A 14,397-nucleotide genomic window follows, 5' to 3' on the forward strand; every position below is an offset into this window, starting at 1 on the left:
AAAAAATTGATAGTAAAGAATTCAGCTTCGATGTCTGTAGGTTATACGACCTTTGGTCAAATCATACGGCGAGAGTTCGACCGTCACCTTGTCTCCCGGCAATACTTTAATAAAATTCTTACGCATCTTGCCTGAAAGGTGGGCTAAAATCTGGTGACCTTCGGCGATTTGCACTCTGAACGTGGCATTGGGCAATGAATCAATCACCACGCCATCAACGGGAATCATATCGTCTTTCGGAATAAGCACACCTCCTTGAATTGAGTTGATCGCCTGGAATCAAACGATGAGACAAGAATACATCAACCTCGAAAATCAGTCTATCGGCATGGCGTTTTTTTCAACTAACCAGGCAAATCAATGGTTGCGATCTGGCAAAGTCGCTTTTAAAAACTTGGTTCCGTGAAAGAGCACATCATTTGACATAAGCCTGCGGCTCTTTTAATGATATTGATGCACCATCACTGTTGAATCGGGACGCAATTGAATGTCTGTAAAATTTCGAGATTATTACGAAGTCTTAGGGGTGAAGCGCGATGCCAGCGAAGATGAAATTCGCCAAGCCTTTCGCAAACTGGCGCGCAAATACCATCCCGATATGAACCCCGGCAATAAAGCCGCCGAAGAAAAATTCAAAGAGATCAACGAAGCCAACGAAGTGTTGTCCGACCCGGAAAAACGTAAAAAATACGACCGGCTTGGTGCCAACTGGAAAAATGGCGCGGACTTTACGCCGCCGCCCGGTTGGCAGCAAACCGAGGTCAACTACGATGACCTCAAAGATATTTTTGGCGATTTCAATCGCACCAATGCGCGAACCCGCACCACGACGCGAACCACTACGACTTCGACAGGCGGCGGCATCTTCAGCGATTTTTTTGAAATGATTTTCGGCAGTGGCGAACCCGAAACCTCGCCGACCAAAGCTCGCGAAACCGAAATCAGTATCTCGCTTGAACAAGCCCACAAAGGCGGCCGCCAGCGCCTCACCATGCAAAAAACCAGAACCTGTCCAACCTGCAAGGGAACGGGCATCATTGGGAATACGGTTTGCACACTCTGTAGAGGAAAAGGGCTGGTGATTGCCCCCAAAACCATAGACATCAATATACCGGTCGGCGCTCGCGATGGCGCAACCATAAAAGTTCCCAGTCAAGGACACAGAGGCACAGGCAGCACGCCCGCGGGCGATTTGTACATTAAAATTCGTATCCAAGCGCATCCGATTTTTACTGTGAACGGTGATGATACCAATGCCGAAGTAGCAATAACCCCTGCGGAAGCCGTGCTTGGCGCAAATATCGAAGTGCCGACCATCGATGGCAAAGCCGAGATTAAAATCAAACCCGGTTCGCAAGGCGGTCAACGAATGCGGCTCAGAAACTACGGGCTGAATAAACGCGGCGGCGGACGCGGCGACCATTATATTAAACTTAAAATCGTCGTTCCCACTTCCCCAACCGAGCAAGAACAGCAATTATATAAACAACTTATGGAGATTAGCAGTTTTAAACCCAGATAAAATTATAAATCTGAGTATATTGCTATCAAATTTTTTGTTGCCTTAACGCTAAAGTCGTCTGTATAATCGAACCGTCTTTATAAATAAGAAGTTATTGAAGAGGTTTTAAGGATGGACATCAATCGTTTTACAGAAAAAGCCCAGGCGGCGGTTCGTGCTGCCCAAACCATCGCTACAAGAAATTCCAACCAACAAATCGAAGTTGAGCACCTCTTGCTTGCCTTGCTTGAACAGGAAGGCGGGTTGGTGCCTTCGGTCTTGACCAAAGCTGGCGTCAATGTCGATGCCCTCAAACAGGCAGTCGATCAGGAGGTTGGTCGATTTCCGAAGGTCACAGGTCCGTCAGGTCCAGTCGATCAGGTCTATATCACGGCACGTTTAAATAAAGTTTTTGTCTCTGCCGAAGATGAAGCCAAGAAATTAAAAGATGATTACATCAGCGTCGAGCATCTGCTGTTAGCCATCATCGACGAGGGAGGCGCTGCCTCGCGCATACTCAAGACTATGGGCGCGGAACGTAAGCGCATTCAGGAAGTTTTAAAACAAGTGCGCGGTCATCAGCGCGTCACGTCGCAAAATCCCGAATCGACCTATGAAGCCCTGGAACGCTACGGGCGTGACCTCACCAAAGCCGCATCGCAAGGCAAACTTGACCCGGTCATCGGGCGTGACGACGAGATTCGCCGCGTCATTCAGGTGCTGTCGCGTCGCACCAAAAATAACCCGGTGCTGATTGGCGAACCCGGCGTCGGTAAAACCGCAATCGTCGAGGGCTTGGCGCAACGCATCATTCGCGGCGATGTGCCCGAAGGGCTAAAGAACAAACGCATCGTCACCCTCGATATGGGCGCGCTGGTTGCAGGCGCAAAATATCGTGGCGAGTTTGAAGAACGTTTGAAAGCCGTACTCAAAGAAGTTCAGGAATCGGAAGGCGAAGTCATCCTCTTCATTGATGAAATGCACACGATTGTCGGCGCTGGCGCAGCCGAAGGTTCGATGGATGCCTCGAATCTGCTTAAACCGATGCTGGCGCGCGGCGAGTTGCATTGCATCGGCGCAACCACCCTTGATGAATATCGCAAGCACGTCGAAAAAGATGCGGCGCTTGAACGGCGGTTCCAGCCGGTGATGGTTGACCAACCGACCGTCGAAGATACGATTTCTATCTTGCGCGGACTCAGAGAACGCTACGAGGTGCATCACGGTGTGCGCATCAAAGATTCGGGCTTGGTTTCCGCAGCAGTGCTTTCGCATCGTTATATCTCTGACCGATTCTTGCCCGACAAAGCCATCGACCTTGTGGATGAAGCGGCAGCGAAACTGAGAACCGAAATCGATTCGATGCCTGCGGAGTTGGATGAAACCTTGCGTCGCGTGATGCAACTTGAAATCGAACGCGAAGCCTTGAAAAAAGAGACCGACGCGGCATCAAAAGCGCGACTCGAAAAAATTGAAAAAGAGGTTGCCAACCTGAAAGCCCAGGCTGATGCGCTCAAAGCGCAATGGGAATCTGAAAAAGAGTCTGTGCAAAAAGTTCGCGCCATTCGCGAAGAGATTGAACAAACTAAAGTCCAAATCGAACAAGCCGAACGCGAGTACGATTTGAACAAAGCCGCTGAACTGCGTTACGGCAAACTCACCCAACTCGAAAAACAACTGCACGAGTACGAGGACGGTTTAGATAAACCGCAAAGCGGCAGTCGTCTATTGAAAGAAGAGGTTGACGAAGAGGACATCGCCGAGGTCGTCAGCCGTTGGACAGGGATACCGGTCTCGAAATTACTCGAAGGTGAAATGCAGAAGTTGCTGTCGCTTGAAGAGCATTTGCACAAGCGCGTCATCGGGCAGGATGAAGCCGTCAGCGCCGTATCCGACGCGGTAATTCGCGCGCGTTCAGGACTCAAAGACCCCAATCGTCCGATTGGTTCGTTCATCTTCTTAGGCCCGACGGGTGTCGGTAAAACCGAACTCGCGCGCGCCCTGGCGGAATTTTTATTCGATGATGAACACGCCATGATTCGCATTGATATGTCCGAGTATCAGGAGAAACATACGGTCGCAAGGCTCATCGGTGCGCCTCCGGGCTATGTCGGTTACGAAGAAGGCGGACAACTCACGGAAGCCGTGCGTCGTCGTCCGTATTCGGTGGTCTTGTTCGACGAAATCGAAAAAGCCCATCACGATGTATTCAACGTCTTGCTGCAAATCCTCGATGACGGGCGGCTCACCGACGGGCAAGGTCGCGTGGTGAATTTCAAGAACACGATTATCATCATGACCTCGAACATCGGCAGCCATTTGATTTTGGAATATCACGGCGATACCGAAGGCGATAAATACGAGCGCATGAAAGATTCGGTGATGAATGAATTGCGCCATCACTTCCGCCCGGAATTTCTAAATCGCGTCGATGAAACTATCGTCTTCCATTCGCTGACGGAAGAAGATTTGCAACACATCGTCGATATTCAACTCGAACGTTTGCGTAAGCGTTTGGATGAGCGGAGAATTACCATTGACTTGAATGATGAAGCGCGTGCCTGGCTTGCCAAAGTGGGTTACGACCCGGTTTATGGCGCGCGTCCTTTGAAACGCGCCATTCAACGCGAACTTGAAACGCCGCTGTCACGCCTGATTTTAAAAGGCGAAGTGCGCGATAACACCAACGTCAAGATTGGCGTTGCGGACGATAAAATTGCCTTTAATACGGCAGCGCAAGCCGCAGAAGCCAAGCGCTAATAATCAGCTTGAGGCGTGGGTTAATATGAGTTGAAGCGAAGGTCTCAGACCCTCGCCGCAACCACCAACAAAAATTTCCGCAAAGCGAATGGAGAGATTGAAATGTCGAGAAGCAGAAAAGTTTTGATTACACGGCTCACCGGTGAATTGAGTCTTCAACGCACCAGTGGCCCGCTCTGGCAACCGGCAGTTGATATTTATCGAACGCCCGACGGTTGGAAAATTAAATTCGATCTGGCGGGCGTTCGACCGGAAGATGTGGAAGTTCTGGTCGTTGACAACAAAATTGTCGTTCGCGGTGTCAGACGCGATTCGGTTATGACGCAGGGGTGGAGTTATCATCAACTCGAAATCACTTACAGCCGTTTTGAGCGCGTCTTGGTGATTCCCTGCGATTTATCGAACACCGAAATTCGCGTCGAATCAATTGATGGTTGGCTCTTTGTTCATATTGATAACAACTGCTAAGCGCAGATGACTGGTGTCAGAAGTTAGAGGTTAGCCGCAAGACCTGGCTAACGTCGAACGTCTAACATCTGGCATCTGATTGCAGGAGAATAAAAATGTCAGAAAACAACGAAATGATACAGAACCAGGAAACACTCGAAAATCAAGCTGTGCAGCAATCAACGGGGCAGACAACCGCACAGCCGAATCGAATTTACGAACTGCCGATTTTGCCTTTGCGCAACACGGTGATTTTTCCGTCGGGAATTTCACCTTTAACGGTTGGGCGCGCGTTGTCGCTCGCAGCGGTTGAAGAAGCGTTAAACAATCAGGAAAAATTGCTCGGCGTAATCGCCCAACGCGAAGATGATGACGCGGAAGCCTCGGTTGATAATCTCTACCAGGTTGGCACGCTCGTGGTCATCAATCGCATGATGCGCGCACCAGGCAATGAAGAGGTTTTGCACTTGATTGTGCAGGGGCAGGAGCGTTTTCGGGTTCTGGAATTTACCCAATCGGAACCCTTATTGAAGGCACGAGTCGAAATTCTTGCCGAGCCGGTTAAAGAAGAGACCCTTGAAGTCGAAGCCCTGCGACGCAACATCAGTGCACTGGTACAGAAAGCCTTAACCCTACTGCCAAATGTGCCTGCGGAAATTCGCAGCATCGTTTCATCACAGGATGATTATGTCAGGCTCGCCTATTTCTTAGGTTCCGTGCTCGACCTCGGGGTTGAACAAGAGCAAGCCTTACTTGAAGCCGATAACGAAGACAAGTTGCTGCGCTTGATGCACACCTATCTTTCGCGGGAAGTCGAAGTGCTCGGCATTCGCAATAAAATTTCCAGCCAGGCTCAGGAAGAACTCGGCAAAGCGCAGCGCGATTATATTTTGCGCGAGCAGATGAAGCAGATTCAAAAAGAGCTTGGTGAAGCTGATCCCGAACAGGCTGAATCCTTGATGTTGCGCGAGCGCGTCGAAAAAGCCGATTTGCCGGAAGACATTCGTAAAGAAGCCGAGCGCGAGTTGCGCCGCCTGGAACGCCTGCCGGCAGCCGCGCCCGATTACAACGTGATTCGCACCTATCTTGAATGGATTTTGGAACTGCCCTGGAACAAATCCACCGAAGATAGTCTGGATTTGAACAACGCGAGAGTCGTACTTGATGAAGACCACTACGACCTTGAAGACATCAAAGACCGTATTCTCGAACATCTGGCGGTGATCAAACTCAATCCGACAAGCAAAGCGCCGATTCTTTGTTTCGTTGGTCCTCCGGGTGTGGGTAAAACCAGTCTCGGTCAATCCATCGCCCGTTCGATGGGGCGCAAATTCGAGCGTATGTCGCTAGGCGGGGTGCGCGACGAAGCGGAACTTCGCGGCCATCGTCGCACCTACATCGGTTCGATGCCCGGTCGCATCATTCAAGCCCTGCGGCGCGCAGGCGTAAACAATCCTGTGATGATGCTTGATGAAGTCGATAAACTCGGCATGGATTTTCGCGGCGACCCGGCTTCTGCATTGCTTGAAATTCTCGACCCGGCGCAGAACTTTTCGTTCCGCGACCATTATCTGGATTTGCCTTTCGATTTGTCGAAAGTCTTCTTCATCGCTACAGCGAATTCGCTTGCGCCGATTCCGCCTGCGCTTCGCGACCGCATGGAGATTATTCAACTTGCCGGTTACACCGAAGAAGAAAAACTGCACATCGCCAAACGTTATCTGGTGCCGCGCCAAGTCAAAGAAGCGGGACTCACGGAAGAGCAGATTTTAATCAAAGACGAAACTTTGCAAGCGGTCATCGCGCGCTATACACGCGAAGCCGGGGTGCGCCAGCTTGAACGCACCATCGGCAGACTGGGTCGCAAAGTGGCTTTGAAAGTGGCGCAAGGCAAAGGCGCATCGTTTACGATTGTGCCGAATGATTTGGAAGAATATCTCGGTCACGAAAGATTCTTCCAGGAGACCGCGCGCGAAACCTTACCGGCGGGCGTCGCCACGGGACTTGCCGTCACCGAGATGGGCGGCGAAGTGTTGTTCATCGAAGCAACACTTTTACCGGCTGCCAAAGGCTTGACCATCACGGGGCAACTCGGCGATGTCATGCAGGAATCGGCGCGCGCCGCCTACAGCTATCTGTGGTCGCACGCCAAAGAGGTCGGCATTAAAAATTTCGACTTCGATAAAAACGGCATACACGTTCACGTGCCAGCCGGGGCGATTCCTAAAGATGGCCCTTCGGCAGGTGTAACGATTGTGTCGGCATTCGCTTCATTGCTCACCGGGCGTCCGGTTCGTAACGACACGGCGATGACCGGCGAAATCACTTTGAGCGGCTTGGTCTTTCCGATTGGCGGCGTCAAAGGCAAAGTGCTGGCGGCGCGGCGCGCAGGCATCACGCGGGTGATTTTGCCCAAACGCAATGAACCCGATGTCAAAGATATTCCTGAAGAGGCATTGCATGATTTGGAAATCGTCTTTGTTGAAACCATTGATGAGTTGTTGAAAAATACGCTCACGCCGGCTCCCGTAGAAAAGGAGATGGTGATGGAAGGGAACAAAGATGCAGATGAAATGCCGCCGGTCAAAGACACCGGCATTGATGGACAGGAAGCTCACGCTTAATCAACAAACATCACTTCATTCGATAACGCACAGGGTTTTAATATCAAGCTCTGTGCGTTTTTATTGTGATTGCCTTCAATAATGCAACGTTGAAGAAGCGGTCTTTGACCGCGCTTTGAATGCTGCATTTTTATTGAGTGAAAATTTCAGTCTTAGGTTTGAATGCCAGCCAGGCGAAGGCGAAATAATCGCCGTGCGCGATGCGTTTGAGTGATTTGCCTTGCATCTTGCCGCTTATGGCTTTGCCTGAAATGTTCCAGCGGCTTCCGGTTTCGGCGTCCACAAACTCGCCGTCTTGATAGCCAAAGGTGAGGCGTCGTCCATTGATGAAAGGTTCAAATACGCCAGTCGAACCTGCCGGTTTCGATTTTTTCATATCGGTTTCATCAAGCGCCGAGAGTGCTCCATCGGCATGAAAAATAACCATCTCCTGCTCGCCGATACGGTCATAGATGACTCTGCGCGCGCGGCTGATTGCATAAGGATAGGCTTTCGCTTTATCGCCGATTTCGACGCCGATAACTTTTTCCATCGGAATTAAGCGCGAGTCGGGTTTGCCGCGAAAATGGCTTGGACGACCTTCGAGGTTGTCATACCGAAAATGCGGATTGCTGCCATAATCGCGAACGAATCCGGTCTGTCTGGAAAGCGTTTGCCCGTTCGGGAAAGCCTTGGCGAATTGCGCGAAGCTAATCATCTGCGCCGGTATAGGTTTCAATTTCATGCCAAGCAAATCGCCAACGATGGCTTCACCGGTAAACTGTTGCCACCACGATTCGGTTTCGCGGTCATACATGACCATGTTCGAGCCGTGCACAAAACCCGCGATGCCAAATGATAAAATGCGCCGTCCGAGTTTGCGCTCAAAGACAATCGCGCTGTTGCAGATTGAACAGTAGGTGACAATGACCGGCACGCCGCCGATCTGGTCATTGACGATTTCATGCCAGATGAGAATTTGCAGCGGATAGGCGCGATTGACGCCATTAACTTGCAACGCAATAACCGGTTCATTATCCGACAGCCATTTGCTGGCTGCTTTGACGCTCACGAAACGCGGGCGGTCGATTGCCGGAATGCCGTCTTTGGTGACCCCTGGGGTGAGCAAATCTTTGAGATTGATGGAGCGCTTTTCGGTATTGGTTTTCCATTCGGGGTAGACGGGATTTTGCGCCGCGACCAATGTCATGCCTTGCAGAAAAAAGCTAATAAATGCCAATAAAAGTCCGTTGATTCTGGTCATAAGAAATTGATGCGACTCAGATGTTGTCGTCCGTAAAATCGTAAAGATAATAAAAATAAAAATCCCCGCTTGTCTATCTATGAACCAACTGCCGTCAAGTCGATGAAGCTTTCGCTGTGACAACATCAGCCAGACAAAAAGGGAAAGATGTGCTTTCGGATTGGGCGGATAAGACCTGAATTAAGTATCTGCCCAACCCACCGCTGCTGCCGAAAACACGCTATAACTTTTGCTATAGAGCAACGCGCTTTATGAAGTTAAGCGATTCACGACGAATAAACCCTGAAAGCCTTTGATGGATGGTCGCATCAGTTTGCTTTTTTCTTTTGCAGCAATTTAATATCCCTTCACGCTTTGATTGAATCACACGGATTTCAACACAAGGAAATAAATTGATGAAGCGAAATTTCTGTATTGCCGCCATTCTGTTTTTGTGTTTTGCCACGAACCTCACGGCGCAGACCGCCAAATCATCGGGCGATGAAGTCGATGATTACATCCTCGTTCAAATGCAACGGGCGAAAATTCCCGGACTCGCCGTTGCTGTCATTCGGGATGGCAAAGTTGTGAAAGCCAGAGGCTACGGGCTTGCCAACCTCGAACACCAAATTTCGGTTAAACCCGAAACCATTTTTCAATCCGGTTCGGTCGGCAAACAGTTCACCGCAACCGCTGTGATGATGTTGGTCGAAGACGGCAAAATCAGCCTGGATGACAAAATCACTAAATACTTCAAAGACGCCCCCGAACATTGGAAAGAGATTACCGTCCGCCACCTGCTTTCGCATACCGCAGGGACTACCGATTACCCGCGTGATTTCGATTTTCGTCGCGATTACACCGAAGACCAGTTGCTCGCCGAAGCTGCAAAAATCTCGCTCGCCTTTCAACCGGGCGAAAAGTGGATGTACAGTAATTTGGGCTATGTGATGCTCGGCATTTTGATTGGCAAAGTGACGGGAAAATTTTACGGCGACTTTTTGCAGGAACGAATTTTTAAACCGCTTGGCATGACTTCAACGCGCATCATCAACGAAGCCGACATTATCCCGAATCGCGCTGAGGGCTATCGCCTGGTGAAAGGCGAACTCAAACATCAGCAGTGGGTATCGCCAACCCTGAATACCACGGCGGATGGCAGCCTCTATTTCAACCTGCCGGATTTAATCAAATGGGACGCTGCGCTTTACACCGAAAAACTTTTGAAAAAATCAAGCCTTGATTTGATGTGGACGCCGATTAAACAAAACAACGGCACAACCAACAAAGGCAATTACGGGTTCGGTTGGGTCATCAATAACACGAATGGTCATAAAGTGATTGAGCATGGCGGCGCGTGGCAAGGCTTTAAAAGTTACATTGCGCGTTACGTCGATGATAAAACCACAGTGATTTTATTAGCGAACTTAGCGCAAACCAATCCCGAAAAACTGGCGCATCAGGTTGCAGGCTTTTATATCCCTGCGGTGAAACCTGTCGAACCCAAACCGATAGCCGACACTGAACCGCAGGTGACGGCAATGTTCAAAGAGGCGCTGAATAAAATGATTGCCGGCAATTTTGAACGAGAGTTGCTCACTGCGGAAATGCAAAAGCAATGGTTTCCCGATAGGGTCACAGAGGTTGGCGAACTGCTGAAGTCGTTTGGCAATTTGAAATCGGTTACGCTGATTGAACGCAAACAGGAAGCTGAGAATCGCTTCTATCGTTATAAAGTCGCATTCAACGATACCGTACTTTTGATTGCGATGACCTTCACCAAAGATAATAAAATTACCGCAATGCAATTTGCGCCTGAATAAAGCAAGGAAAATTATGCGAATAAAATTCATCATGTTGTTGGTTGCTGTACTTATTGTTAGTTCAATTCATCCGCTCTCTTTTTCGCAAGCGCAAAATCAGACCGGCTCAATTTTGATTGTTGGCGGAACGGTGATTGATGGCTCAGGCGCACCTGCTCGTCGCGTTGATGTACGCATCGTCGGCGATACGATTAAAGCGATTGGCAACCTCAAACCGCTACCCAATGAGCGTGTGGTAGATGCTCGCGGGATGGTTGTCGCGCCCGGTTTTATTGATATTCATAATCATTCCGACAGGGGACTTGATAGAGAACCAACCGCAAATAGCCAGATTTTACAGGGCATCACCACGCTTGCGGTCGGCGCGGATGGCGGCTCGCCCGCATCCATCAGCGAATACCTCAAGCGCCGCGAAGCGCAAAAAATTGGCGTCAATGTTTTAACCTTCATCGGTCATGCAACGGCGCGGGCGCAGGTGCTGGGCGAAGATTTCAAGCGTCAGGCGACCAAAGAGGAGATTGCCAAAATGGCATCCGTTATTGAACAAGGCATGAAAGATGGCGCGTTTGGTATCTCCACGGGGCTTGAGTACGATGTCGGATTTCCGAGTTCAACCGAAGAGGTCGTAACGCTTTCAAAAGTGGCTGCGCATTTCGGCGGCATTTACATGAGTCACATTCGCGATGAAGCGGATTTGATGCTCACGGCTCTAGGCGAAGCGATTCAAATCGGCAAAGAAGCGAAAATTCCCGTACAGATTTCGCATATCAAAATGGGCACGGTCGCGGTTTGGGATAAAGCCGCAGAGGCTGTGAAGATGGTTGAAGCGGCGCGAAAAAAGGGGCAAGACGTAACCGCCGATTGCTACCCTTATGATGCCTGGTCTTCGACCATCACGGTGCTCGTGCCTTCACGTCGTCACGATGATGTGAAGGAGGTGACTAAGGGACTCGCCGATGTCGGTGGCGGCGCAAATGTATTGGTTACCAGTTGTTCGGCGCACAGAGATTACGAAGGCAAGACGCTTGATGAGATTGCCCGCGCCAATCGCACAACCGCAGTTGAGGTGTATATGCAAATTGTCAAAGATGGCGGCGCGGGAGTGGTTTGCCGTTCAATGAAAGAATCCGACATCGAGACCTTTTACAAACAGAAGTGGGTGATGGTTTCAAGCGATGGCGGAATCGGTATGCGTCATCCACGCGGCGCGGGAACGTTTCCGCGTGTGCTTGGTCGTTTTGTGCGTGAGAAAAAATGGCTGACCTTGGAAGAGGCGATTCGCAAAATGACATCGGCAGTTGCCATGCGGTTGGGAATAAACGACAGGGGCTTGCTTCGCAAAGGGATGAAGGCGGATATAGTGATTTTCGACCCCGAAAAAGTGATTGATCAATCAACCATGATGCAACCGTTTGCGGAACCCATCGGCATCGCGCAGGTTTTCGTCAACGGGGTTGTCGTGGTTGAAGCAAGTAAAGTCACTGGGGCAGTGCCCGGCACGGCTTTGCGCCATCAGTTCATTAAGACCAGGAAAAGCTCTTAATAGATAAACCGTTGAGGCGCGGTCAAAGAACGCGATTGGATTGCCCGAAGTGAGTGATTTTTTCACTGCCATGAAAGGTCGCTTGCTTCTTTATTTTTGGGTGTAACTTTTCTGGTGGAAGGATTGGCTTCCCAGAGGGCTTGATGAGTACCTTGGGAATCACTGTAGGTGAATGAAATCAGAAATTGTGCAGGTGCAGCATCAGGTTCCGCCCGCCAGCCCTCAATGGTGATGGCTTCGCCGTTTTGTTGATAGTAATACACGGTCGCGTAAAGGTATTGCTGAATGGTGAAATTTTCCTTGCGCGATTTGCTTTCTCTCACCAGACGAATGGCTTTTTGTGAATCGGTCTGTCGCCAATCCCGAAATAAGGCTGCCGAACTGATCGTGACAATCATCGCAGGTAAAACGATCAAGGTAATTTTATGCCAGTTTTTCAATAAATAATTCATAAATTTATTGCTTCAGGCTGGCAGTACGCCGCAATTCGGACACCGCTGTTCAGGGTCATCAAGCGAAAATTTCGCGCCGCAGGTGTAGCAGGTTTTTTGAGAAAATTTTTTCTCAATCAAGCTGTAAAGAATTAAAATCGCGCTGCTGATTAAAACCGTTAAAATGATTTTCACTGGGATTCCTTTTCGCACCCGCACAAAAATCAGGCTTTCGCGGGTTCTGCCATATGCAGATTTTCATTGAGTTGTTTGTCGTGACGCACCCGCCAGATTTTACTGTCCAGATAATAATGAATAAACGCGCCGCCCCAGATAAAGGCTGCGCCGATGCCGCCTGGAACGAAAATACCGGCGCGATTGGGAATGTGATAAATCGCCCCGAATAGAAAAGCGAGCAAGGCATAGCGCCACAAATTTTTGCTGATAAACGATGCCGCGCCGAAATGGCTGTCGGGTTTGTATTTGTTGCGATTATGAAACCAGACAATGCGATGATATTGAATGTTGTGATAAATCGTCAGCATCGCCACAATCGCTAAATCGCCATATTCCATCGGCTCAACCATACGCACCACAATCCAATGCACAGGCAAGCAGGCGGCAAGCAAAAGTAATTTGGGAATATTAACCGGTTGGCGCGACATCGCGCGTTGCACCTGTCTGCCTAAAAACAGCAACAAAGAAACGATGAAGGCAAATAAAACGATGTTGGCAAACCAGGTGAAGGCGATGGAATCTTTGGCGAAGGGAATCCGGCGTTGCCCTGCGACCCCATGTTGAATGAAGTGCAACAACGGATAGGTCATGCCGATGAATAAAAAAGCGCGGTCAATCAAATTGTCGAATTCGGCAAGGTCATGATTTTTTTTCTTGTATAAAATCATGAAGCCATAATGTTGTTTGACCAGATGGTAATATGCCCATAGTGACGCAAAGACAAAAAAAGCCGGGCCCCAATAAGCAGTTCCTAAAAAATTCAGACGACCTAAAATAACCATGGTCGGGCCAAGCGCAAACCATAGCAAACTACCCAGGTAAAGTTTCCTGCGATTCCGCATTTCTTCGGTATCGGCGTAGGTTCTCGAAAGCGTTGCAAAGACGTGCGGACCGTCGAACAGGAGTGCCCAGACCCACAGCACAACGGAAATCGTGACGCCGAATTGGAGATTAACCAATAAAAGAATGTAACTGGAAACAACGCTGCCAATAAACCAGATGAGGTCATCTTTCTGGCTGATCATCCAGCCAAAAGAAAAGAGTGAGCGATTGGTTTCTTTAATCGCAACAGCCGCAGATGCCATGGTTTCCTCCCGTTGAGAAATCGAACTCACTGCAACTTCAAGGATGCTTAGTTTAGCATAAGCTAAAATCAAGACGTCAAATTCAAAGCGGGTTATCGTTTGGGTTTACTGCGAGTCCGGGGTTTAGGCGGTTCCTCTTGAGCTTTTTTTCCGCCACCCCACATATCTTTCATCACCTCAACGCCCGGTAAAAACTTTTCCCACATTTGCGGAGCTGCCGCGCCCATCTCTAACCACCCGCGAAACCGCCTGTCGAACTCTTCTTTGGTTTTCATGTAAGCGGCGAAACTGGTTGCCAGGTAGTTTTTAAAAAAGTCCTGAACCGTCTCTTCTCGCGACCGCAGCAATTGATAAAGGAAGTTGGTCGGTAATAAACTCCTGTCGTTTTTCTCTTCCTCCAAAATAATCTGCATCAATACGGATTTGGTGACATCTGCTTTGGTGGTTGAATCAATCACCTGAATATCTTGCCCATCACGGATGAGCTTAATCAAATCCTGATAATTGACATAGCTGCCGGTTTCCGTGTTATAGAGCCGCCGATTGCCATAACGCTTAATCACCAGCGTATTATCGTCCGCCGCTTTGGTTGCCTGTTTCTTTTTTCTAGCCATCGCTCTCCTCGTACCTTTAGAAATACAGGATTGAGGCTTGTTGACGCAAGTGCGAAAATCACGAGTATAAGAAAAATATAAATACTTGCCGGTAAATCGCCGATTATTTC

At 49.4% G+C, this 14,397-nt stretch carries 12 protein-coding genes; 6 read left to right on the forward strand and 6 right to left on the reverse strand.

Features of this window, described 5'->3' with window-relative positions; genetic code table 11:
• Positions 1 to 21: 21 nt before the first annotated feature.
• Entirely contained in the window at positions 22 to 243 is a 222-nt protein-coding gene (gene infA / locus AB1757_29105; GenBank protein ID MEW6131125.1) for a translation initiation factor IF-1, read from the reverse strand.
• Between the two features lie 244 nt (positions 244 to 487).
• Here infA and AB1757_29110 point away from each other — a divergent pair, with 244 nt between their 5' ends.
• The 4 genes from AB1757_29110 (at position 488) to lon (ending at position 7,332) form a co-directional block, all read left to right on the forward strand.
• Positions 488 to 1,522 (forward strand): J domain-containing protein, encoded by a 1,035-nt coding sequence (locus tag AB1757_29110; GenBank protein ID MEW6131126.1) that lies wholly within the window; start codon positions 488 to 490, stop codon positions 1,520 to 1,522.
• Between the two features lie 111 nt (positions 1,523 to 1,633).
• Entirely contained in the window at positions 1,634 to 4,261 is a 2,628-nt protein-coding gene (gene clpB, locus AB1757_29115; GenBank protein MEW6131127.1) for an ATP-dependent chaperone ClpB, read from the forward strand.
• A 102-nt stretch (positions 4,262 to 4,363) separates the two neighbouring features.
• Positions 4,364 to 4,729: an Hsp20/alpha crystallin family protein gene (locus tag AB1757_29120; GenBank protein ID MEW6131128.1), complete on the forward strand. Its 366-nt coding sequence runs from the start codon at positions 4,364 to 4,366 to the stop codon at positions 4,727 to 4,729.
• Positions 4,730 to 4,824: 95 nt separating this feature from the next.
• Positions 4,825 to 7,332 (forward strand): endopeptidase La, encoded by a 2,508-nt coding sequence (gene lon, locus AB1757_29125; protein MEW6131129.1) that lies wholly within the window; start codon positions 4,825 to 4,827, stop codon positions 7,330 to 7,332.
• Between the two features lie 130 nt (positions 7,333 to 7,462).
• Here lon and AB1757_29130 read toward each other — a convergent pair whose 3' ends face one another.
• Positions 7,463 to 8,575: a DUF3179 domain-containing protein gene (locus AB1757_29130; GenBank protein MEW6131130.1), complete on the reverse strand. Its 1,113-nt coding sequence runs from the start codon at positions 8,573 to 8,575 to the stop codon at positions 7,463 to 7,465.
• A 395-nt stretch (positions 8,576 to 8,970) separates the two neighbouring features.
• On the opposite strand from AB1757_29130, the gene AB1757_29135 reads away from it, so the two are divergent.
• Complete coding sequence (locus AB1757_29135; protein MEW6131131.1) at positions 8,971 to 10,377, forward strand: serine hydrolase domain-containing protein; 1,407 nt, start codon at positions 8,971 to 8,973, stop codon at positions 10,375 to 10,377.
• Between the two features lie 13 nt (positions 10,378 to 10,390).
• A complete protein-coding gene (locus tag AB1757_29140) occupies positions 10,391 to 11,920 on the forward strand; it encodes a D-aminoacylase (GenBank protein ID MEW6131132.1) in 1,530 nt (509 codons plus the stop codon).
• A gap of 62 nt (positions 11,921 to 11,982) precedes the next feature.
• Here the strand turns inward: AB1757_29140 and AB1757_29145 are convergent, their stop codons facing one another.
• The 4 genes from AB1757_29145 to phaR all read right to left on the reverse strand — a co-directional run bounded on the left by AB1757_29145 (position 11,983) and on the right by phaR (position 14,287).
• Entirely contained in the window at positions 11,983 to 12,372 is a 390-nt protein-coding gene (locus AB1757_29145) for a hypothetical protein (GenBank protein MEW6131133.1), read from the reverse strand.
• Between the two features lie 12 nt (positions 12,373 to 12,384).
• Complete coding sequence (locus AB1757_29150; GenBank protein ID MEW6131134.1) at positions 12,385 to 12,546, reverse strand: hypothetical protein; 162 nt, start codon at positions 12,544 to 12,546, stop codon at positions 12,385 to 12,387.
• Positions 12,547 to 12,575: 29 nt separating this feature from the next.
• A complete protein-coding gene (locus AB1757_29155) occupies positions 12,576 to 13,673 on the reverse strand; it encodes a hypothetical protein (protein MEW6131135.1) in 1,098 nt (365 codons plus the stop codon).
• Between the two features lie 92 nt (positions 13,674 to 13,765).
• Positions 13,766 to 14,287 (reverse strand): polyhydroxyalkanoate synthesis repressor PhaR, encoded by a 522-nt coding sequence (gene phaR, locus AB1757_29160; protein ID MEW6131136.1) that lies wholly within the window; start codon positions 14,285 to 14,287, stop codon positions 13,766 to 13,768.
• Between the last annotated feature and the right edge of the window lie 110 nt (positions 14,288 to 14,397).

The sequence above is a fragment of the Acidobacteriota bacterium genome (assembly GCA_040754075.1).
GTDB lineage: Bacteria > Acidobacteriota > Blastocatellia > UBA7656 > UBA7656 > JBFMDH01.

Coding starts and splice junctions, on each gene's coding strand:
- AB1757_29145 (MEW6131133.1), bottom strand. CDS start 12,372: ATGAATTATTTATTGAAAAACTGGCATAAAATTACCTTGATCGTTTTA.
- AB1757_29110 (MEW6131126.1), top strand. CDS start 488: ATGTCTGTAAAATTTCGAGATTATTACGAAGTCTTAGGGGTGAAGCGC.
- AB1757_29130 (MEW6131130.1), bottom strand. CDS start 8,575: ATGACCAGAATCAACGGACTTTTATTGGCATTTATTAGCTTTTTTCTG.
- phaR (MEW6131136.1), bottom strand. CDS start 14,287: ATGGCTAGAAAAAAGAAACAGGCAACCAAAGCGGCGGACGATAATACG.
- AB1757_29120 (MEW6131128.1), top strand. CDS start 4,364: ATGTCGAGAAGCAGAAAAGTTTTGATTACACGGCTCACCGGTGAATTG.
- AB1757_29155 (MEW6131135.1), bottom strand. CDS start 13,673: ATGGCATCTGCGGCTGTTGCGATTAAAGAAACCAATCGCTCACTCTTT.
- clpB (MEW6131127.1), top strand. CDS start 1,634: ATGGACATCAATCGTTTTACAGAAAAAGCCCAGGCGGCGGTTCGTGCT.
- lon (MEW6131129.1), top strand. CDS start 4,825: ATGTCAGAAAACAACGAAATGATACAGAACCAGGAAACACTCGAAAAT.
- AB1757_29135 (MEW6131131.1), top strand. CDS start 8,971: ATGAAGCGAAATTTCTGTATTGCCGCCATTCTGTTTTTGTGTTTTGCC.
- AB1757_29140 (MEW6131132.1), top strand. CDS start 10,391: ATGCGAATAAAATTCATCATGTTGTTGGTTGCTGTACTTATTGTTAGT.